The organism is Acinetobacter sp. FDAARGOS_559 (assembly GCF_003940475.1).
Classification (GTDB): Bacteria; Pseudomonadota; Gammaproteobacteria; order Pseudomonadales; family Moraxellaceae; genus Acinetobacter; species Acinetobacter baumannii.
Genome location: NZ_RKJG01000005.1, coordinates 3,390,919 through 3,410,339, shown reverse-complemented (window position 1 = coordinate 3,410,339; position 19,421 = coordinate 3,390,919). Strand labels below are relative to the sequence as shown.

15 protein-coding genes are annotated in these 19,421 nt (G+C 41.7%); 4 read left to right on the top strand and 11 right to left on the bottom strand.

What is annotated here, in order from left to right; all coding sequences use genetic code 11:
* Positions 1 to 5 precede the first annotated feature (5 nt).
* The gene (locus EGS71_RS17920; protein ID WP_001115353.1) at positions 6 to 713 is read right to left on the bottom strand and encodes a YoaK family protein; all 708 of its coding nucleotides are present in this window, start codon (positions 711 to 713) and stop codon (positions 6 to 8) included.
* A gap of 320 nt (positions 714 to 1,033) precedes the next feature.
* On the opposite strand from EGS71_RS17920, the gene EGS71_RS17915 reads away from it, so the two are divergent.
* Entirely contained in the window at positions 1,034 to 1,309 is a 276-nt protein-coding gene (locus EGS71_RS17915) for a hypothetical protein (protein ID WP_000061137.1), read from the top strand.
* Between the two features lie 2 nt (positions 1,310 to 1,311).
* On the opposite strand, the gene EGS71_RS17910 is transcribed toward EGS71_RS17915, so the two are convergent.
* The 9 genes from EGS71_RS17910 to EGS71_RS17870 form a co-directional block, all read right to left on the bottom strand.
* The gene (locus tag EGS71_RS17910) at positions 1,312 to 1,752 is read right to left on the bottom strand and encodes a YbaN family protein (protein WP_000359626.1); all 441 of its coding nucleotides are present in this window, start codon (positions 1,750 to 1,752) and stop codon (positions 1,312 to 1,314) included.
* Between the two features lie 28 nt (positions 1,753 to 1,780).
* Positions 1,781 to 2,380 (bottom strand): biliverdin-producing heme oxygenase, encoded by a 600-nt coding sequence (locus EGS71_RS17905; protein ID WP_002011225.1) that lies wholly within the window; start codon positions 2,378 to 2,380, stop codon positions 1,781 to 1,783.
* Positions 2,381 to 2,412: 32 nt separating this feature from the next.
* The gene (locus tag EGS71_RS17900) at positions 2,413 to 3,333 is read right to left on the bottom strand and encodes an energy transducer TonB (RefSeq protein ID WP_000837760.1); all 921 of its coding nucleotides are present in this window, start codon (positions 3,331 to 3,333) and stop codon (positions 2,413 to 2,415) included.
* A gap of 10 nt (positions 3,334 to 3,343) precedes the next feature.
* Positions 3,344 to 4,810: a porin family protein gene (locus EGS71_RS17895; protein ID WP_085944037.1), complete on the bottom strand. Its 1,467-nt coding sequence runs from the start codon at positions 4,808 to 4,810 to the stop codon at positions 3,344 to 3,346.
* A gap of 103 nt (positions 4,811 to 4,913) precedes the next feature.
* Positions 4,914 to 5,705 carry a Slam-dependent surface lipoprotein gene (locus EGS71_RS17890; protein WP_002004304.1) on the bottom strand — a complete coding sequence of 264 codons (792 nt, stop codon included), beginning with the start codon at positions 5,703 to 5,705 and terminating at the stop codon, positions 4,914 to 4,916.
* 190 nt (positions 5,706 to 5,895) lie between these two features.
* Complete coding sequence (locus tag EGS71_RS17885; protein WP_004736030.1) at positions 5,896 to 9,069, bottom strand: TonB-dependent receptor domain-containing protein; 3,174 nt, start codon at positions 9,067 to 9,069, stop codon at positions 5,896 to 5,898.
* A 139-nt stretch (positions 9,070 to 9,208) separates the two neighbouring features.
* Entirely contained in the window at positions 9,209 to 10,225 is a 1,017-nt protein-coding gene (locus tag EGS71_RS17880) for a FecR family protein (RefSeq protein WP_001240510.1), read from the bottom strand.
* A complete protein-coding gene (locus tag EGS71_RS17875; RefSeq protein WP_003653184.1) occupies positions 10,226 to 10,747 on the bottom strand; it encodes a sigma-70 family RNA polymerase sigma factor in 522 nt (173 codons plus the stop codon).
* A 136-nt stretch (positions 10,748 to 10,883) separates the two neighbouring features.
* Positions 10,884 to 11,774: a LysR family transcriptional regulator gene (locus EGS71_RS17870; protein ID WP_001105541.1), complete on the bottom strand. Its 891-nt coding sequence runs from the start codon at positions 11,772 to 11,774 to the stop codon at positions 10,884 to 10,886.
* Between the two features lie 186 nt (positions 11,775 to 11,960).
* Here EGS71_RS17870 and EGS71_RS17865 point away from each other — a divergent pair, with 186 nt between their 5' ends.
* From EGS71_RS17865 to EGS71_RS17855, 3 genes are all read left to right on the top strand, one after another.
* Entirely contained in the window at positions 11,961 to 12,905 is a 945-nt protein-coding gene (locus EGS71_RS17865) for a dihydrodipicolinate synthase family protein (protein WP_000050871.1), read from the top strand.
* A 172-nt stretch (positions 12,906 to 13,077) separates the two neighbouring features.
* Positions 13,078 to 14,463 (top strand): MFS transporter, encoded by a 1,386-nt coding sequence (locus EGS71_RS17860; RefSeq protein ID WP_000182792.1) that lies wholly within the window; start codon positions 13,078 to 13,080, stop codon positions 14,461 to 14,463.
* A gap of 78 nt (positions 14,464 to 14,541) precedes the next feature.
* On the top strand, positions 14,542 to 15,888 hold the full coding sequence (locus EGS71_RS17855; protein WP_001046203.1) for an OprD family outer membrane porin: 1,347 nt from the start codon (positions 14,542 to 14,544) through the stop codon (positions 15,886 to 15,888).
* An 86-nt stretch (positions 15,889 to 15,974) separates the two neighbouring features.
* Here EGS71_RS17855 and EGS71_RS17850 read toward each other — a convergent pair whose 3' ends face one another.
* Positions 15,975 to 19,418, bottom strand: coding sequence for a DEAD/DEAH box helicase family protein (locus EGS71_RS17850; RefSeq protein WP_000064546.1), 3,444 nt, complete (start codon positions 19,416 to 19,418; stop codon positions 15,975 to 15,977).
* Between the last annotated feature and the right edge of the window lie 3 nt (positions 19,419 to 19,421).

The following is a 19,421-nucleotide window of genomic DNA, read 5'->3' as shown; positions in this document are numbered from 1 at the left end:
TTTTATTAAGCTTGTTTAAACTTCTGCTGGGAAGCCAAATAAGAAAAATAGAGTATGGGTAAAATAAACGGCGCTACGCTCCAAAAGTCAAAATAGACATAGAGTACCGCCCCCATCAAAGCACCTATAACAAAGCCAATTACAATACTGGCACTTTTAAGCAAACTTGCCCGATTGGCAGCATTATTATTTTTAAGCAAGTTAGCAATATCAATCCCAAGCTGGGTAGTGTTGCCTGTCATCATGGTACTGGGGCTAATATTTTTAATAAGGGTTTTGCTTGATGTATTACGAATCGCTAAAGCAATTAAACCGAGGCCACCTGTGATTGCAACCGTAATCGAATCGGCATTTTTAAATGGCTCAAAGTAAAGCCCAGCAGCCATAAAAGCAAAGAGAAAAATAGCTTCAAATAAAAATAAATAAGACAGCGTTTTGTGTTTGGTCTGACTACGGTCAATTAAAAGTTTGGTAATCACCACCGTCACAATAAACAATGGAATAGCCGCAAGTTTAATCCATAAACCGGCACCACCCTTCACCAACGCAGCCCCGGCCAATACCAAGTTGCCCGTCACATGAGCAGTAAAAAAACCAAATAACGCAATAAAGCCAATGGTATCAATTGCCCCGCCCACCATAGTCAATAAAACAGGATCTCGACATATTGCCCACGTACTTTGTGTTTCTTGTTGAATTGAAGTCTCTGGCATAAGCAGCATCCTATTATTTTAAAGTCATTAAATTCAGTACGAAGATGTTTTAAGTATTTAAAAACAAATCAAAGCTAAAGCATTTATCAAAACAAAAAAGTATGTAAAAACATAGAGTGTTTAATGTCGCAACACTGTCTTCAAAACAGCAACAATAAAATTTGTTTATTTTTAAAACATTAAACGCTTCTCATCCGCAAATCAATTTGACCTCTAAAACCGTTCTATCTATGATGAAGCCGCAAGTTTCGCCAATATTTTGCACAAACGGCTGTTGTGCTGAGTGATTGATAAAGAAAACAACAACGACGAGAAGGAATATGTCTCTTTATAATTTTTCAGTTTTTTTGGGTGGATTATTATTTGTATCAATTGCCTCTGCTGGCTATAAAAGTAATGCACACCGAGACTTTTATTTAAAATGCGTAGCTGCTGGACATAGTCGCGCGACCTGTCTGTGTATTTATCACCGTTTAGAGCGCCAATATTCCCCAAAACTCATGCATAAACTTGGAAGTTTAAGTTTGCAAAGTCCTGAAATACCGCGTGATTTTGTAAAATCCATGATGCGTACCATGCAAAAATGCCAGTCATAATTTTATTTTTTAAGCCACATCCACGCCAATACCCCAGCCATACATAAAATTGCCGGATAGACAAACCACGGATGCGGAATGGTCCAAATCATCAGTCCCGCAGCCAGACTCATACTTAAGGTCGAGATGTATTTCGCCTTTTTGGGAATACGCCGATGTTCTTGCCACTCACGAATGAGTGGACCGATATAGCGATGATTTCGAAACCATTGATGAAGTTTTTCAGAGCCTCGAGCCGCAAAGAAAACCGCCAAAATCATAAAGTCGACGGTAGGTAAACCCGGAATAAAAATACCCAATATGCCAAGCGCAATACACAACCAAGCCAAGCTAATAAACACCCAGCGTGCCCACATAGAACGCGCAAGTTTGCTGACTGGTTGAACGGGTGCTAGCGACTGCTCATGTTTTACCATGACATTGACTTGATTAAGTTTATCCATATCGGGTATTCCCTTTATCCACTTTTTATTATTTCAGTTCATCAAGCTGATCAAGCGCCTGACCAAAATATCCAAAGGCATCTAACGCCCCTTGAACGACTCGGTCTTGCTGGGTTTGGTCAAAGCCTGCTTCATCCAGTGCTTTTACAAAACGTTTCCAGACTTTCGCGCGCCCTTCGGGATAGGCAGCCAAATTACGTGCAGCAAACGTTTCCGAAAAGCCCAAATGCTTTTGAGCTTCTTTAAATAAAAATGCAGCTCCTAAGGTTGAACCTTCAGACACATAAATCCAGCCTAAAGCTTCGGGTAGTTGTACGTTTTCACTCTGTAATTGCTGCCCGTTGGGTTGAATACCTAAATCATTTAAATCGGCAAGTGCTTGTTTTGAGCGGCCACGAATGTCTAAGTCCGGAATCAGTCCAGCTACACCCTCTTTCTCAAAAAGATGTTCAATTTCACGCTGAAAATAATATTGAGACAAAGTTAATTGCGCGTATTTTTCTTTACTTGAAAACACCTTTGCCTCTGACATTAATTGATGCATACGTTCGTGTTCAGCAGCAGTTTCTTGTTTCAAACGTAAAGACAAACTGTTGCTAATGATTTGTTCTGTAGATGAATTCATCATCTTTCTCCTACAAAATGGATATTACTCATCGGTTAACGGCCCCGATTGAGTTTGAGTTGGACTGGAAAATCCACAACAATGGTCACGGCTCGACCGTTAATTTTGTGGGGTTTAAATCTGGATTTACGTGCAGCTTGTATGACCCGTTCATCAAGGCTTTGAATACCCGAACTTTGACGTAATTGAATGTTGATGGGCTGCCCTTTTTCATTAATGCGAATCCGAAGCTCAACCAAACGATTTTGTTGTTTTAACTCACGGTCATCATAGTCAAGCCCGCCAAAACTCAGCACATCCACGCTACTCACCTGAACAACGTCATCGTGTTCAACTTGAGTGCTAGGGGCTTTGGAATATTCTTGCTGCATTGCGGGTGTTTTGACCCCACCACTTTTAATTTCACTATTGGCGTTTTGTGTCAACTGCTCAGTTTGCGTTTGTTCAAAGTCTGTCGAACTCAGTTTTTTATCGGTATGAGTCACCAGCATTTCTGTACGCTGCGCTGGTTGGAGTGAAGTTGAATTATTTAAAGTCGTTTTTGGTTGTGCTTGCTGTTTGTCATTTAAATTATTTTGCACAACTTCTTTAGAAGCAGTTTTTGACGCTAATGTTTGAACATTTGTAGGCGAGTATTTTGGCTGATCGGGCGCATGAGATACCGAACTGTTTAAAGTAGATTGAGGTGTTACACTATTTTTAGGTTGGCTTTCAGTCTTTTCAACCGATGGCTTTTTAGCAGGTGCCAATGATACAAAACTTACTTTTAATGCATCTACTTTGGGTGTTGCCTTAAAAGTATAAGGTTCAATTAAATGACTCAGCATCCAGACAGCAAACACATGCAGTCCAATCACCACCACTACGATTAAAAACTTATAAAAATGCTTCGGCCCTTGTGGTAAAGGCAACATAACAATCGGCTTATGGGTAGGGAATAATGATTTTGATTTCATGGCTTATTCCCTAAAAACGATGCTCAAGCTTGAAGCTAATGTTGTGTTTATCGTAGGAATACAGCCAATCGACATTGCTTTTATTATGGTTATAGCGATAGGTTAAATTGGGTGTCATGCCATAAAAATCAAAGCGCGGCATTTGCACAACAAAGGTATAGTTCTGTTCGAAATCATGACGACGAGCTAAGAAAGTTTCTGCGTATTTATCAAACAGGCGCCAACGATAAGAACTCAGCAAAGTGGTGTTAAATCCTGTACTCCAAGATTTGCTTAAGCCCAATCGCACACCTTGCTGTTGGTAGGCAGCCATGTATTTTTCTTGGGTCGAATGGTCGAGCACATCTAGACCACCAAAAAAAGTCCACTGGTCTGGAAAAATCTTCCAGAAAGTAGCAAAAGCTGAGCTTTCTACCCCATCTAGGGTTTTGTATTTCTGATAATTTAAATCTTTACTCTCAGCCTCAAGCTTGAAAGCTTTATCTGCCGAAATAAAATGCATCCATTCGGCACGCGCCCCCCATGCATTGTAAAGACCATCATTGCCATAACGTTTATGTTCAAATAGCGGACTCACCCCAATTTGATTTTTTAAGTCAAAGTAGCTGTAGCCTGCATTAATGTTGATGGTAGATTCATTAAATGTCGCGTGGTCGTTATAGGATTGTCCAAACGCCAGCGCACGTAAAGCCACGCCATGATGGCCTTCAATCGCATAGCGTTTAATCAGACTGGCTTCGTAATCTAAACCCGTTGCCGACTCAGCTTTAGGAGTTCCACGAGTAACTTCCCTAACTGGGATAATATTACCTTCACTATCTCTGCCATAAAGTGTCCATGTTTTGCTTTGTTCAGAAGAACTATTTAAATTACTGACATAGGTATAACCCGCTGAAACCGAGCCTTGCCAAGAGTCTCGTTTTTTTAATGCTTGAACAAAGGTATTTACTGTTGTTAAAACCCCAGATGGGATTACCGCAGGGTCACTTTGTTTCAGTTGGTCTTGAATGGAAATAAAAAGGCGTGCTGCTTCCTTATTTTTCTGTTGTTCAAACAGCACGCGCGCTAACTCAAGTTCACAAATTAAATTATGAGGTTGTTGTTTTAAGCTGCTTTGAAATTTTTGTTCAGCCAATTTCAGTTGCCCCTGAGAACGTGCAACTGCCCCTTCGGCAAAGTCGGTTAAAGCCCGATCATAGCCAACATATTTTTTATAATGTTCTAAATAAACCGTGGCTTTGAGCCACTGTTTTTGCATGACTGCCAAATATAACGCCTTGGCAAGATCATTCGGATTTTGCTCAACACTATATTCTTGTCCATTAATTTGAAGTTTAGGTAATTGCTCGGTACTACGAATTGTTCCCTGTTCGTGAAACTGTCGCTGTTCTTGTAAAAGCGTTTGGTCCAAGCTTTGATTAAGACGAAGCTGTGTGTCTTCGTCGGCATATAAAAATGGACAACTCAACAATGTCAGACAGCACAAAAGCGTTCGTTTCATAAAACAATAAACCTGAAGCAACCAAGCAAAAGCCCAAAAAACAAAAGGAACCTACGTGTGTAGATTCCTTTTGCATTCATTAATTTTTAGCACCGCCAAATGCAGTGTTGTAAGACACGTTATCAAACTGGGCAATACCCGCTAAAGCCGAAGCATTTGCACCAAAGAATTGACCTTGCACCACACCAGAGTTGTCGATACCAGCCGTACCGTTAGCCGTTGCCAAACCTGCAAACGCAGCAGTACCCGGGTTAAATGCCACACCATCTAGGCTTAATGATGAAACAGCCGTACCAGTTCCAGTAAGTGTTCCTTCAAGTGTACCCGCGCCATAATTTGCCGTGAACGTACCACTTAACAGATTGCTTCCAGAGCCGTTAATCCCTGCAACGGTATAAGTTGCAGTACCCGCGGTTGGAACAGTGGTATTGGTATTATCACCCGCGTAGTAAACGGTATGGCTCGCGCTTGCCGGCGTGTCGCCCGCTTTCCACCATTCACCAAAATAGACTTCCTGTGTGCCCACCTGACCAAAGTTAAAATTACCTAATGCACTGTGTGAAGGTGGCATTGCAGACACTGGAATATGCGAAATATTAAAGGTTTTGCTGCCAACCGTTACATTGGTGTTACTTGTTCCCTGAGCAGCAAAAGCCTGAGCCAAACCTTTTAACGAACTAAAACCTGTAAAAGCGTTATATGGCGCACCCGCAGCTTGAACCGACACCGCTGCTACACCACCCGGATGGCTTGCATTGGCAGCAGCACCGATTTTGATATTACTTTCATTACTCGAAATACCATCAATTCCTGCATAAGCAAATGCAGTTGAACAAGCAACGAGACCCAAGAACAATTGAGAGATTTTCATTTGTTGTTACTCCATCTTTTTAAAACTAAGTTATTGTTTAATTTAAAATAACGATTTCGCTATTTTTAGTTTATTGAGTAGGCCCAGCTGAAAACCTACTCGGCTTTTTGTAAATAATAATCATTCAATCTTATTATTTACCGTTACCTGACTCCCCTTTTATGTATGTATAGAGGGAATCAAATTCTTTTTAAAATTTAGTGGTCCAACTAATTTTCATCGTTCGGCCGGGTGCGGCCATGGCACTACGAGTTAAAGGATCGATATAAAACTGGTTAGAAAGATTACTGCCGACAAACTCAACTGTGTTGTAGTCATCAACCTGATAACGCGCATAGGCATCAAAAATCCACGTGTCATCCCAAGCCAAAGGTACATTGAGGTAATAGCCTTTATTGACGCTAGCATCATTATTTTTGCGTAGCGGGCTTTCATAAGCTTTATAGAATGTGGCGCGTGCACCGAGCTCTAACTTTTCATCAAAAAAGCGTGTGCCAAGCAAACCGTGGAAACTCAGTTCAGGAGTGGCCATAGTCACCAAGTAGCCATTTGGGAAACCGTCATCAACACAACGCTGATACGGTTCGCGGAACTCAAGGCCCTGCTCGGTTTGAACCGTACCGCCTAAAATCATTTTGTTAATGGCGCTATTGGTATCACACACTTCATTTTTTAAGTTATAGGCCACGCTCAAGTCTGTGAAGAAACCACCATTATCAAAACGGCTTTGTAACTCTAAACCTGATAGCTTTTGCTCATCCATATTGGTAAAAATAAGGTTTTGATCACGCTCAATCACATTTTTGGTTTTGTTGTAGTAATAGGCGAGCTTAATGTCGGCATTGCGTGCTGTGCTAAACCAATCACGCATGTCATAGACATAACCCACTTCGTAGTTAAAAGCGTGTTCAGGTTTGATTGCTTGATATGGCAACATGGCAGAAAAACCGACAGTGCTTTCAAACAAACTTGGTAAGCGATATTCCTCTGCATAGCGTGCATAGATTCTGCTGTTTGGCGTGAGGTGAATTGAGGCACCTAACTGCGGTGCCCAGCCGCTATCTTTAACTTTGTCGGCCGACTCAACCGGAACTTGGTCTACCACCGACAGAAAGTTCCCGCCAGTTACGACGTACTTTTGTCCAGAGGCATTGAGCTGATTTAAAGGATTATCGGCAAGCGACAATTGCCCATTCGCATCTGCTTTCCAGCTTAGCGTATTTTTCTGTGACCAGATCATGTTATACAAAGTGCTCTCTGATGCAGGCACAGTATCGAGCTGCCCATCCCACTCAGGATTTTTTGTGGCATAGCGCTGTTTTAAAACATTGATTAAACGCTGCTGAGTCGAGGTGTAACTCTCAGGCATGGTCTGATATTCAAAGGTATATTCTTTAAGCCTACTTTTTTTGGTAAACAGCGGATTTAAACTCGGGTCAATCTCGCTCTGCAAAGACTTATTTAAAAAGTCATCAATAGCCCAATACGAGCGATAACGCATGCCCGCATCAAAACTTAACCAAGACACGGGTCGATAATTAAAATTAAAGTCGAACGTTTTTTCCTCACGGCGTCCTGCCCGTGGCAATGCTTGATAGAGCGAATAACTTGGGCCAAATTCACCATATACATCGTCAGACGTTAATTTTTCTTTTAAGAAACTTCCGCCGAGCGTCAAATCAAGCTGGTCTAACAAACGGGTTTTATTGCTGACGGTAATGCCTTTACGCGTATTGTCAGAATGGCTTATTGCCGTATTAATAATGGTGTTATCTCTAAAATCGATTGTGGTTGGCCATCCACCACGTGTGTATGTCTGGCTTTCGGTGTCGGTTTGCCAAATATTGGCATAGAAATCAATCCAACGATTATTCTCAGGCTTAAACTTATATTCGAGGCTATAAGCTTTAGAGTGGATATTGCTTAAAGGCCACTGCGGAACACCCAAGTCAGGCGTAATACCCCAAACAATTCGAGACGGCATAATTTCACCAAAAATATTTTTGGTATCTCGGTAAGTCAGTTTAAGGGTATGATCATCTGTTGGGCGATAGGTCCCTTTTAACAACCACGACTCCATATGACTTGAAGTGTTGGGAACTTCATCTCCCGGTTGATAGGCATAGGCAAAGTAAGGAATAAAATCGAGGCTACTGTCTGGCGTCGCTCGTTTATAGTAGCCCGCGCCATGTGTGCCAGAAAAATAGTTGCCGCGCTCACGTACTGCATAAACTGCCAGTAAATCGAATTTGTCTTGCTTGATGGCAATTGCCAGTCGGCCCGCTAAGTCATCGCCCGAAAAATGAGAGTTATCACTTCTGGTCCGGTTCTTTTTATAAATATCGGGGTCATATTTTGACCCGTTCATATCGATCCAAGGCGTTGTGTCATCGTAGTTTTGGCCCACTTTACTCATATCTGGCAAAGATGGATCGATTGAGTTAGTTGAGCCTTCTACTTTTAACTCGGCACCAAAAGACTTACCCGGACGAACAATGTCATCGGCCTCTAGCGTTTTAACCACTACGCCACCACCTACAGAAGTTGTGGTATTGCGCTCTAAAGATGGGCCTTTAATGACTTCAATGCCTGCAATCAGATTGGGGTCGATATAGTTTCTGTTATTTACCCCGTTGTAGCCACGCCACACGGCAATCGACTGCTCGGTGCCATCAATGGTTAAAGGCACACGACCAACACCCTGCACACCACGTACACTTGGGTCGAGTGCGCCACTATTGCGAGCATCGCCGCTATAGACTCCCACCATGCCTTGTAAAACATCGGCTGGGTTGGTTCCTTTAAAGCGCTCGACATAGTCTTTGCCCGCATAGACCGAAGAGCGATTTGTATCATAAACTTTGTTATAGCCTTCGGTGTCACGGTCTTCTTTGCCATACACCACAATTGGCGTGAGTCGTACCGATGCATCTTCTTCAATTATGGTGCTACTTGGCGGCAGGCTAACAGCCTGAGCATTAGATGTAGTTACTCGCGGCGTAGGTTTTTTGCTGAGTGTGTAACCCTGCCCAACTTTTACAGCATTAAATTCGGTTGCTTTTAAAAGCTGCTCAAAACCTTGTTCGACTGCAAAGTTACCTTTTAAACCTAGGCTGTGTAACCCTTGAAGTTGCTGAGCATCCATTGCAATTGAAGTACCCGATTGTTCGGCAAACTGGTTGAGTACGTTAGCAAGGCGACCAGCAGGAATATTATAGCTTTTAACTCCGGCTGTTTCTGCATAAGCCTGTTGCATAGGCAGCGCAACAAGCCCACCCATCGAGACAGCATGTATAGCAAACGCCAATGTTGAGAATCGAAAAATCGATCGATTCCGCTTTTGCCCCGTTCCCACTTTTTTCATTTGCCCCGCCCCAGTAAATCGTAATAAGAATCATTCAAGAAAACAAATTAAAATGATCCATATTTATTGCTTCTACTTACTATGACGAACGACTTTCAAAAAAGTGGAACCTAAAATTGAAAATAAATTTAATTTTTTATTATTTTAAAGAAACCATGACCACAAACGGCGTGATTTGCTTAATTTTCAGCTCTGGAAAAACCGTAGCCAAAAGCTTAAGCGATTCTGTGGTTTGGTCTAAAGGCAACACCGCATTGACCCGCACATGTTGCAACGCCACATCATTAAAAATAATTTTGCCTTTGTAGTTACGGTCTAGCTCTTGTAGCACTTGATTCAGCGGCAAGTTTTCCACCATAAGCTGATGCTTTTGCCATTTTTGCTGTTCGTTATAAACATTCAGTTCAGGCAATTTTTGTACGCCATTTTGGTCCATTTTAATGGCTTGCCCTACTTCAACAATGGCCTGACGAGTCGCATGCAATTGGGTGGTTTTAACCTGTGTGGCTTCTACTTTTACCTTTGAGTGCAACATTTTGAGTTCGGTTGCCGAAGGGTCATAACTGACGCTAAAAGCTGTGCCGAGTGCCTGAATTTGCCCATGACTGGTTTTGACCAAAAACGGTCTAGTCTTATCTTTGGCAATATCAACATAAATTTGACCTTGCACCAACTCAACCACTCGCTGGTTGGTTTTAAAATCAAGATTGACCGCACTTTTCCCACGCAAAATTAAACGTGAACCATCTGGTAAGGTTTGCGTAGTCCACTGCCCCGATTGCCCTTGAATGTCAGCAGTCACATAGGCCACTGTGGTGTCAGTTAAATAAAATAACGCCCCACTCATGGCAACAAACACAACGGCAAAAGCTGTTCCTGCACGTAAATGTTTATAGGCTTTGCCTGAGTTTAGGCCAGCTTTAAGAGCAACTTTAGTGACTTTTTTATGTCCGCTGGTTTGAGAAAGTTTTTGAATTGAACCAATGCACTGTTCAATGTCGGCAGCCACTTGGCGGTGTTGCTCACTGGTTTTTTTCCACTCTTCAAATTTTTGTTTGGCGGTTTTCCGTGAGCTTTCATCATCCGAACTCAGTTGAACAATCCAATGTGCAGCTTCTTCAACCAACTGGTGATATTTGCTTTTATCCATGGCCATTTAAATGCAAGCGTCCATGTCTTGTCGGTTTTGGTAGCACTGAATTAAACAGCTCGCCAAATATTTTTGAATCATTTTGGTCGACACATTTAAACGCTCGGCAATTTCTTTATGGGTATAGCCTTCAAGGTAATGCAAAATAAAAGCTTGCTGTGCTTTTTCAGAAACCCCTTCGAGTGCTTTGCAAAGTTGGTTAATTGCTTGAATAATTTGCATTTGGTCTTCGGGTGACGCCACTGCATCAAGCATATATTCCATTTGACTCAAGCCATCTAAATAAGCTTGTTCAATACGTTTACGGCGCACTTGGTCAATGAGCAGATTTTTAGCAATCGAGGTTAAATAGGCACGCGGTTCCTTAATGCCGAATAGCTCGTCACGCGTTTGTAGCAGTTTAATAAATGTGTCCTGAACCAGATCTGCAGCCTGATCAGTATTACCTAATTTTTGTCTCAACCATTGGTGAAGCCAGCTTTGGTGACTTCTATATAACTGATCTACAAGCAAAGAAGTTTTGTTCACAGCAATTGGACTCAAAACAAGGAACCCACAAATGATAATAATTATCATTTAAAAAAGTCAAGCAATAATTCAAGTAAAACTTAAACCACTGTTTAATAAATTGAATTAATTGCCCACTCGCTTTGCTGCACTTTTCTTAAAGCAAATCGGCCAAATTTCTAATTTCTTCCATCACTGCCTTACATGCAGGCGTTAAATAACCGTGTTTAGAAATAGACAAAGAAATATAGCGCTTGAGTGCGGGGTTAATAATTTTTGCGGCTTGAATTGAGGTGTATTGGCTGGCTTTTTTTAAAGCTTGCGGCCCCAGCATGGTATACATGCGAGACTCGGAAACCAAATGGGTTTGTAAACTAATCGAGTCGGCTTCAAACACAATATTTAGCTCTACCCCATTTTCATAAGCCATGTGGTCTAAAAAATTGCGCCAGTTACTTGGCCTGCAAAACGTGACCAGCGGCAACTGATTGATTGCTTTAAAGTCGACTTCACTGGCCTGAGTGAGTGCATCTCCTTCGCAGCCGACCAAATAGGTATCGGCTTGGGTAAGGTAAATATCGCCTTGTTTAGGTGTCGGGTTAAAGCGATAAAGAATAGCTAAATCAACACTGCCATCTTCAAGCCATTTTTCTAAATGTACCCCTTGCCCTTCACGCACCGACAGCTTAATTAGGGGATATTTCTCTTGAAGCACTTTATACAGGGTCGATAACAACGGATGTGCAGTAGACGGCAAACTGGCAATACGCACCGTACCAATTGGGGTATCGGTCGAGTGCAGAATTTCATTATTGAGTTGATCGGTCACGTTCAGCCATGAACGAATTTTAGGAAGTAAATGCTGGCCTAAATCGGTGAGTTCTACACCACGGCCAGTTCGGTTAAACAAACGTCCGCCACACTGCGCTTCAAGCTCGTTCATTTGCCGACTGATTTGCGGTTGGTTGGTGTTATGTAGCATGGCGACTTTGCTTAAGCTACCCAGCTCCACTGCGTCTAAAAATATTTTCCATAATTCATAATTCATCGATTCTTCCTAAACCGTAATAGACAGCTTTTTGAGCCATACATTTTCAGTATAACTGAAATTCAAGAATTGGTAATTCCTACATAGCTCACCTATTTCTATACTCCAATCATGTTCTCTACAACACGATTTAAGTCAGATTAAGAACCAGAGAATATTTAATTACACTGTATAGGAAGTACGATTATGAGTTTAGATTTACGTGGATTAACCCCAGCACCTGTGACTCCTTTTACCCGTGACGGACAAGTAGACCATGATGCAATTCAACGTTTAGGTTCATGGTTAGGTAGTATTGATGGTGTGAAAGGCTTGGTTGTTCTTGGGCATGCAGGTGAAGGAACATTCTTGTCGCAAAAAGAACAAATGCAGGTCATCGAAAGCTTTGTTAAATCGGTAGATGATAAAATTCCGGTAATCGCAGGGATTACACTCGAAGGTACTTCGGTTGCAGCAGAAGAAGCAAAACGTGCAGTCAGCGCAGGTGCTTCGGCAGGTTTGATTTACCCTTCACATGGCTGGTTGCGTTTTGGCTATCAAAAAGGCGCACCACAAGACCGCTATAAAGCGATTTATGAAGAAAGTGGTTTGCCATCTATTTTATTCCAATATCCAGATGCAACGAAGGCCACTTACGACCTAGACACTTTACTCGATATTTCTGCACAGCCAGGTGTATTTGCCATGAAAAATGGTGTGCGTAACATGCGCCGCTGGGATGTCGAAATTCCAATTATTCGCCGTGAACGTCCAGACTTACAGGTGTTGACGTGCCACGATGAATATTTGCTTCACACCATGTTTGATGTAGACGGCGCTTTGGTTGGCTATGGCAACATTGCCCCTGAATTGTTAATTGAAATGATTAAAGCAGGTAAAGCCAAAGATTATGCTAAAGCTCGTGCTATTCACGACCAATTATTACCAGTAACTCGCAATGTCTATCACCGTGGTTCACACATGGAAGGTACGGTCGCGCTGAAACATGCACTGGTTGCTCGCGGAATTTTGGACCATGCCACTGTGCGTTCACCTCTGCTTCCACTGGCAGATGGTGCTGAGCAAGAAATTCATGATGCAATGCGTCAAGCCGGAATTGGCAAGGTCGATTTAACCCAAGCCGTTGCTTAAATTCCATTCGGGCTAGCATATACGCTAGCCTTTTTTTCCTGTACGCTGCCTGAGGCCAAACATCGGGCATGTCTCTTAAAAACAATAATAAAAAGCATGCAAACTGTGGTGAACAGGTAGTGCGAAATAGAACAACAAAACTACGAGGAATGTAGTGATAAGGAGATATAAGATGACAAATCTAGCGGATGTAGAACAAATTAGTCATCATCAAAAAAATGCGGAAATTATTGCAAGACTCGAACGACTACCCGTCACCGGACGATTGCAATTTATGCGAATTACCATCGGTATCGCGACCTTTTTTGACGCTTATACTGTTCTTGCGATTGCCTTTGCTTTACCCCAACTCATTACCGAATGGCACCTGACCCCTGCCTATGTCGGTGCGATCATTGCCGCGGGCTATGTTGGGCAACTGGTCGGTGCAATCTTCTTTGGTTCTCTTGCCGAAAAAGTCGGTCGTTTAAAAGTGCTGTCTTTTACCATTTTACTGTTTGTGGCAATGGACATTTCTTGTTTGTTTGCGTGGAGCGGAATGTCGCTGTTAATTTTCCGTTTCTTACAAGGTGTGGGAACAGGTGGTGAAGTGCCTGTTGCGAGTGCCTACATTAATGAGTTTATTGGTGCAGAAAAGCGCGGTAAGTTTTTCTTGCTCTATGAAGTTTTATTTCCACTTGGTCTTATGTTTGCAGGCATGGCAGCATTTTTCCTCATGCCAATTTACGGCTGGAAAGTCATGTTTATTGTGGGCCTCGTTCCCTCTTTACTAGTCATTCCTTTACGGTTTTTCTTACCTGAGTCACCACGCTGGCTTGCTTCAAAAGGCCGTTTTAAAGAAGCGGATCAAGTCGTCAAAAGCTTTGAAGATGGTGCCATCAAAAGCGGTAAAACTTTGGCTGAACCTGTAGTTAAAGAAATTAACCCGCAAGGCTTGGCAAAAACCGACTGGCGCGAACTGTTCCGTGGCATTTACCGCAAACGTACCTTTACCCTGTGGGGCATGTGGTTTTGCGTGTATATGGTGAACAATGCCATGGTGACTTGGCTGCCATCGCTCTACAAACAACACTTTGGCTTGTCGCTGCAAACCAGTTTAGGTTATGGCTGGATTACCTCGGGCATGGGTGTGATTGCCTCTATTATCTGTGCATTAATGATTGATAAAGTCGGTCGTCGTCCTTGGTACAGTGCAGCGTTTTTCTTGGCGATCATTCCACTCATGAGCCTCTCGGTTTTAGGTGCAAAATCGGCCATGCAAGTTGTGATTTTAGCAACGCTGAGCTATGCCATTTTGCAGACCATTTCATTCTCTTTATACCTTTACGCTGCAGAACTTTACCCAACTCGCCTACGTGCGATGGGCATCGGGTTTAGTACCGCTTGGTTACGTGCTGGCTCTGCGATTGGACCTGTTATGGTCGGCCTCGTGGTTGGTGGTTACGGCATTCAATATGTGTTTAGTGTGCTGGCCGTTGTGGCACTCATTGGTGGCCTAGTGACCTTCTTGTTTGCCATTGAAACCAAAGGCCAAGTGCTCGAAAAACTCTCTCCTTAATTCATCCATTTCATAAAAAGCTTGCCTAACCTAAGCGTTAGGCAAAGGGCTTATTCATGCTTAAAAAAGGAATTTAAAATGAATAAATATTTGCTATGGGGCTGTATTGGTTTAGGCAGCGTGAGCAACGCTTATGCAGAGCTTCCTCAAGAATTTGGCAAGTTAGAATTAAAACTCAACACCCGTTACTGGAACGATGAAGGCACCGCCCACCCCACGCTCGCTAACCCTTCGCCTTCGTCGAGTGAATATGAACAAAGCGCGTTAGGGCTTGAGTTAAATTATCAGTCACCTTACTTGTGGGACTGGCTTGGGGTGGATGGTTCACTCTATGCAGTCACCAAGTTATTTGACTCTGGCAAGCCTAGCGCTCAGCTTTTAGAAGTCGAAAATAACGGCAAGCTTGACCAAAACTTTGCGACTTTAGGGCAGCTCTACCTCAAGGCAAAACTCGGCGACAAAGGCGAAATTAAATTAGGCCGTCAGTTGCACGATTCACTGTTGCTTAAAAGCACCAATAACCGTGCAGTGCCCGATACTTTTTCGGGTGCGAGTGGCCAGTTTCAATTGAATGATCAGCTACAGACTTACATCGCCTACTATGACCGCTGGAAACCGCGCAGCATGGACTCTTTTGAAAAACTGGTGACTGAAAATGACGAGCGAATCGATTATGTCGGTTTGCTTGGTGCCAAGTATCAGTACAAAAACTGGAGCGTGAATGCCGAATATTTAAATAGCAAAGATTATTTAAAAAAGTACGGGGCGATTGCTCAATATAAGTTGCCCTTGCATGGCCTTATGTGGACATTCAACACAGGTGCTTTTTTCTCGCGTGATGATGGCAAGCTGTTTAAATGTGGTGCCGAAACTGAGCTGGACTGTGTCAAAGGCCAAGACATTAACAACCGTGGTAATGGTTATTTTGTCGATGCAAATGTAGCCAAGAATAATCTCGAAGGTGGCATTGCCGTTTCAAAGTTTGATGGTTTTTGGATTGAAGATAACTTTGCCGTGCACTCCGCCCGCAACTCGATTTTAACGCAAGACCATGGCACCAACCCGTTTCCGACCTCTGCGACCATTGGCCCCGACTTTACCAACAACGATGAAACCGCCGTTGCCCTTCGCTTGAAATATAACTGGAAAGACTATGTGAAAGGTTTAAAAACTGAAGTGAAGTATATTTATGGCTTTGGCGCTCACCAAAGTAACATTAGCAGTGATATTGAAGGTAAAGAGCATTACTTTGACTTTACGGTGAGTTATGCCTTGCCATGGGTGAAAAACTTAGATGTGCGTTATTCATTTTTGCATTATGAGTCAAATTTTGAAAATGCAAACCTAGGTGAAAAAATAAATGGCATGTCTCGGAAAGATTGGGACCAGCACCGAGTATTTATTAATTACCGTTATACATTTTAAGAGCAGGCTAAACATTTAGGTTGCAAAATCATGATTATAACTATGTAAAAGCACTGGTCGTAATCATGATTTTTTAACTAAAAATATTACGCTACCGCACTTTGATTAAATGCTTCAACAACGCCAAATATCTTGTCAGCATCCCTATCAGCAAACACGCCATCAATACCTTCATAGTGAATTTGATTGAACGGTGGTTCATAAAGTTGAGACGCTTCTAAAGTTCCGCGCATAGTTAAATGGTCAATAATCATCTCTACAAAACGGATTTGTTTTTCGTTATATGTAGTGCCATGTAAATAATTTGAAAATGCCTCTTGTACTGCCTGCCGATCTAAACCCACTAGAGAACGGATAAAAAGAGTTAAAGACTTTTCTGTGCCAAAACACTTTTCAAATTTTTCTTTACTCTCGACTTCTTGCGCTTCAAAGACAAAACGCTCTAACTCAATTAAGTCAGTCGGGGTTAATGCTAGGCCACGTTTTAATTTTGCGATAGTAATATGGTTTTCATTCGCCTTAATGAAATTTTCAACGCGCTTACGATATTGTGCAAGATTGACACCACTAGAGACGACAGGAATATCAACTTCTACTGCATTACCAATTTCATCATCTAGCATGGAATAAACAATGGTAGAGGTGGATTTCTCAATCAGTTTTACTAGGCCACGAATACGTTTACGCATCGATTCAAGCATTGGAAGTGTAATATCTTTCCAATATTCAGCAGTTTGAATTTCTTGAATTAAAGTGATTTGTGCAGCAACAACAGGAATATTTTCTTTAGTCTCTAGCTTAGATGCAACTTCAATCACTTTATTAGCATACGTTTGAATTGCTTTATTGTTCTTTGCTAATACTGCAAGTTCAAGGTTATAGCACAACATATCAAATAACTTTGCTTCTAAGGTTTCAGCCTCAAGCTCATTTGGTAATTTTGAAATATGCTCGCGTAATATGCCCATAGCTAGGTCATCTAAATTATTCCAAGCATCATCATTTTTGAAATGTTCAACATATTCGAGTTCAGACCTCACAATGAAATTCTCATTGTTCATCGATCTCACTTCTGTCTGTAAGCTTTGACGAATATCTTGCTGTACTGCTTTTAGTTCTTCAGTCTCAAAATCTTTGGTATTCAATAAACTTAAAATATTTAATCGAGCTTTAAATAATCGCTGTCCCAACGGTTCAGTCGTAGAGACTGGAGCACCTTCAGGGTTTTCATTAAAATATTCAAAGTTTGAGCAATAATCGAAAATATAAAATTCTTTTTTATCTTGTTCTGGTGCAAATAGCTCTTTACACAGTCGTGTACCTCGCCCAATCATTTGCATAAATTTGACTTTAGAACGTACCGCCTTAAAGAACACCAGATTAACCACTTCAGGTACATCAATGCCTGTATCAAGCATATCCACAGATATAGCTATTTGTGGGTCTGGTAGGTCTTTTTTACTAAAACCATCGATTAAACTTTGCGCGTACTTAGTCGCGTGAGTAATTACACGTGCAAATTTACCATCATATTGCGGATAGTTTTTGTCGAAGCGCTCGGCAATGAAATTAGCATGATTTTGATTTACGGCGAAAATAATTGTTTTTCCTAACCGATCACCACCTTCTACCTTAATGCCATTTTCCATTAAGTGTTGAAGCATCTTATCGACTGTACCCGTATTAAAGAGTTCTTTATTAAGTTTGGATGCAGAAACTTCTTCCGGTGCATCTCCCCCTTCCCAGTCCAATTCAATCCAATGCTGTTTTTCTTCTTCTGAAAGTTCATCATATTTCACGCCTTCACGCATGAATTTAAGAGGAACTGAATAGGCTTTTGGTGGTACTAGATAACCATCAGCAATAGCTTGATCGAGATCGTAGTAATCGGTTGGGACACCACTTTCTAAACCAAACAATGCATAAGTATCACGATCTACTTCATCTCGCGGTGTTGCAGTTAAACCAACTAATAAACTGTCAAAGTAGTTAAAAATCTCACCAAATTTTTGATAAACACTACGGTGTGCTTCATCAACAATAATCAGGTCAAACATACCTGTACCGTATTTACGGGTTCCATCTGCATTCATTTCATCAATCAGGCCCATCATTGTGTGATAGGTAGAAAGATAAACTCGTCCGTTTTGGTTCTTACTATCGACTAAGTTTACTGGTGCAGCATCGGGTAAATTGGCTTTAAAAGCATTGGTCGCTTGATTGACTAATGATGTTCTGTCGGCAAGGAACAGTACTTTTTGCACTACATTAGCTTTCATCAATACATCAACTAAGGCAATCGATGTACGAGTTTTTCCTGTACCTGTTGCCATGATGAGCAAACCAGCACGTTCTTTACGTTGGAATGCTGCCAGCATGGCTTTAATTGCACGAGTCTGATAGTAGCGTTCTACAATTTCTGTATTGATGGGGAAGCTGCTTAAGTCAGGATTATTCTTACGTCGCTCAATAAGCCGTTTAAGCTCTGCCTGAGTATAAAATCCGTGGACTAATCGGGGCGGGCCACCCTGCACATCGTTCCAAATTCGAGTTTTGTAGCCATTGGTGTAGAAAATTACAGGCCGTTGCCCTGTTTGTTGTTCTAAACAGTCCGCATAAAGCTTTGCTTGTTGCTGTCCAATATCAGGATTGGCAGATGTACGTTTTGCTTCAACAAGCGCTAAGGGTAAGCCATCAGCATCATAAAGCACATAATCAACTGAGCCTTTACCTGATGAGTTTGGCATACCGGTAACTGGTACTTCTTCGCGTACGGTGTTGCCAATTTCCCAACCAGCCTCTTCAAGAAGTAAGTCAATTTTAAGTTTACGGGTTTCGTTTTCTTTATAGTCGGTGTTGTCTAGAATCTGACTATTCGCAATTTTGGCTTGTTCAACTTCAGCTCGTTTCTGAGCAAGGTCAGCATCAATATAAGCAAGTAATTTTTCACGTTCTTCTAAACTTGCAGATTGCTCAAAGAGTTTTTGTTCACGTTCACGTAATGCCTTGTGTCTTTCAGCAAACTCCTTTTCTTTCGCTTCAGCTTCTTTTTGTAATTGCTCTTTATTAGCTGCAATTTGCTGAGTGCTGTCAGTATTTGGAATTAATTTTGGGTTAAATAAAATCTGCTGTGAACGATCTTTTGAAGGTGAACCATAATTACGTTCGAACCAGACATAAATTAAAAATAAATGGCTGATGTGTTTTACAGCTTCTTCGGTTGTTAGTTGTTTAAACTTTTTCCCATGCACAGCACTGTTGCCGACCATGCGGATATTGTCCATTTTATCCCAAATATAGGGTGGGATAAGATCTTTAAACTTAACGTCATTTAGTAAATTATAAATAGAAGCATCGTAAGGCTGGTTTAATTTTTTATCATATTGATATAACCAAAACACCAAGTTTTCTAAAGAGTTTCGGGCAAACATCAAAGAAGCTTGAGGCGAAATATACACGAGCTTTTCAGCTTCTTTAGCAGTAGCTGCCAAACTGCTAAAGTCAGGTTCTAAAAACGAGAAGTTACTCATGTA

Coding starts and splice junctions, on each gene's coding strand:
- EGS71_RS17855 (WP_001046203.1), top strand. CDS start 14,542: ATGAATAAATATTTGCTATGGGGCTGTATTGGTTTAGGCAGCGTGAGC.
- EGS71_RS17915 (WP_000061137.1), top strand. CDS start 1,034: ATGTCTCTTTATAATTTTTCAGTTTTTTTGGGTGGATTATTATTTGTA.
- EGS71_RS17885 (WP_004736030.1), bottom strand. CDS start 9,069: ATGAAAAAAGTGGGAACGGGGCAAAAGCGGAATCGATCGATTTTTCGA.
- EGS71_RS17865 (WP_000050871.1), top strand. CDS start 11,961: ATGAGTTTAGATTTACGTGGATTAACCCCAGCACCTGTGACTCCTTTT.
- EGS71_RS17920 (WP_001115353.1), bottom strand. CDS start 713: ATGCCAGAGACTTCAATTCAACAAGAAACACAAAGTACGTGGGCAATA.
- EGS71_RS17905 (WP_002011225.1), bottom strand. CDS start 2,380: ATGATGAATTCATCTACAGAACAAATCATTAGCAACAGTTTGTCTTTA.
- EGS71_RS17850 (WP_000064546.1), bottom strand. CDS start 19,418: ATGAGTAACTTCTCGTTTTTAGAACCTGACTTTAGCAGTTTGGCAGCT.
- EGS71_RS17890 (WP_002004304.1), bottom strand. CDS start 5,705: ATGAAAATCTCTCAATTGTTCTTGGGTCTCGTTGCTTGTTCAACTGCA.
- EGS71_RS17900 (WP_000837760.1), bottom strand. CDS start 3,333: ATGAAATCAAAATCATTATTCCCTACCCATAAGCCGATTGTTATGTTG.
- EGS71_RS17910 (WP_000359626.1), bottom strand. CDS start 1,752: ATGGATAAACTTAATCAAGTCAATGTCATGGTAAAACATGAGCAGTCG.
- EGS71_RS17860 (WP_000182792.1), top strand. CDS start 13,078: ATGACAAATCTAGCGGATGTAGAACAAATTAGTCATCATCAAAAAAAT.
- EGS71_RS17870 (WP_001105541.1), bottom strand. CDS start 11,774: ATGAATTATGAATTATGGAAAATATTTTTAGACGCAGTGGAGCTGGGT.
- EGS71_RS17880 (WP_001240510.1), bottom strand. CDS start 10,225: ATGGCCATGGATAAAAGCAAATATCACCAGTTGGTTGAAGAAGCTGCA.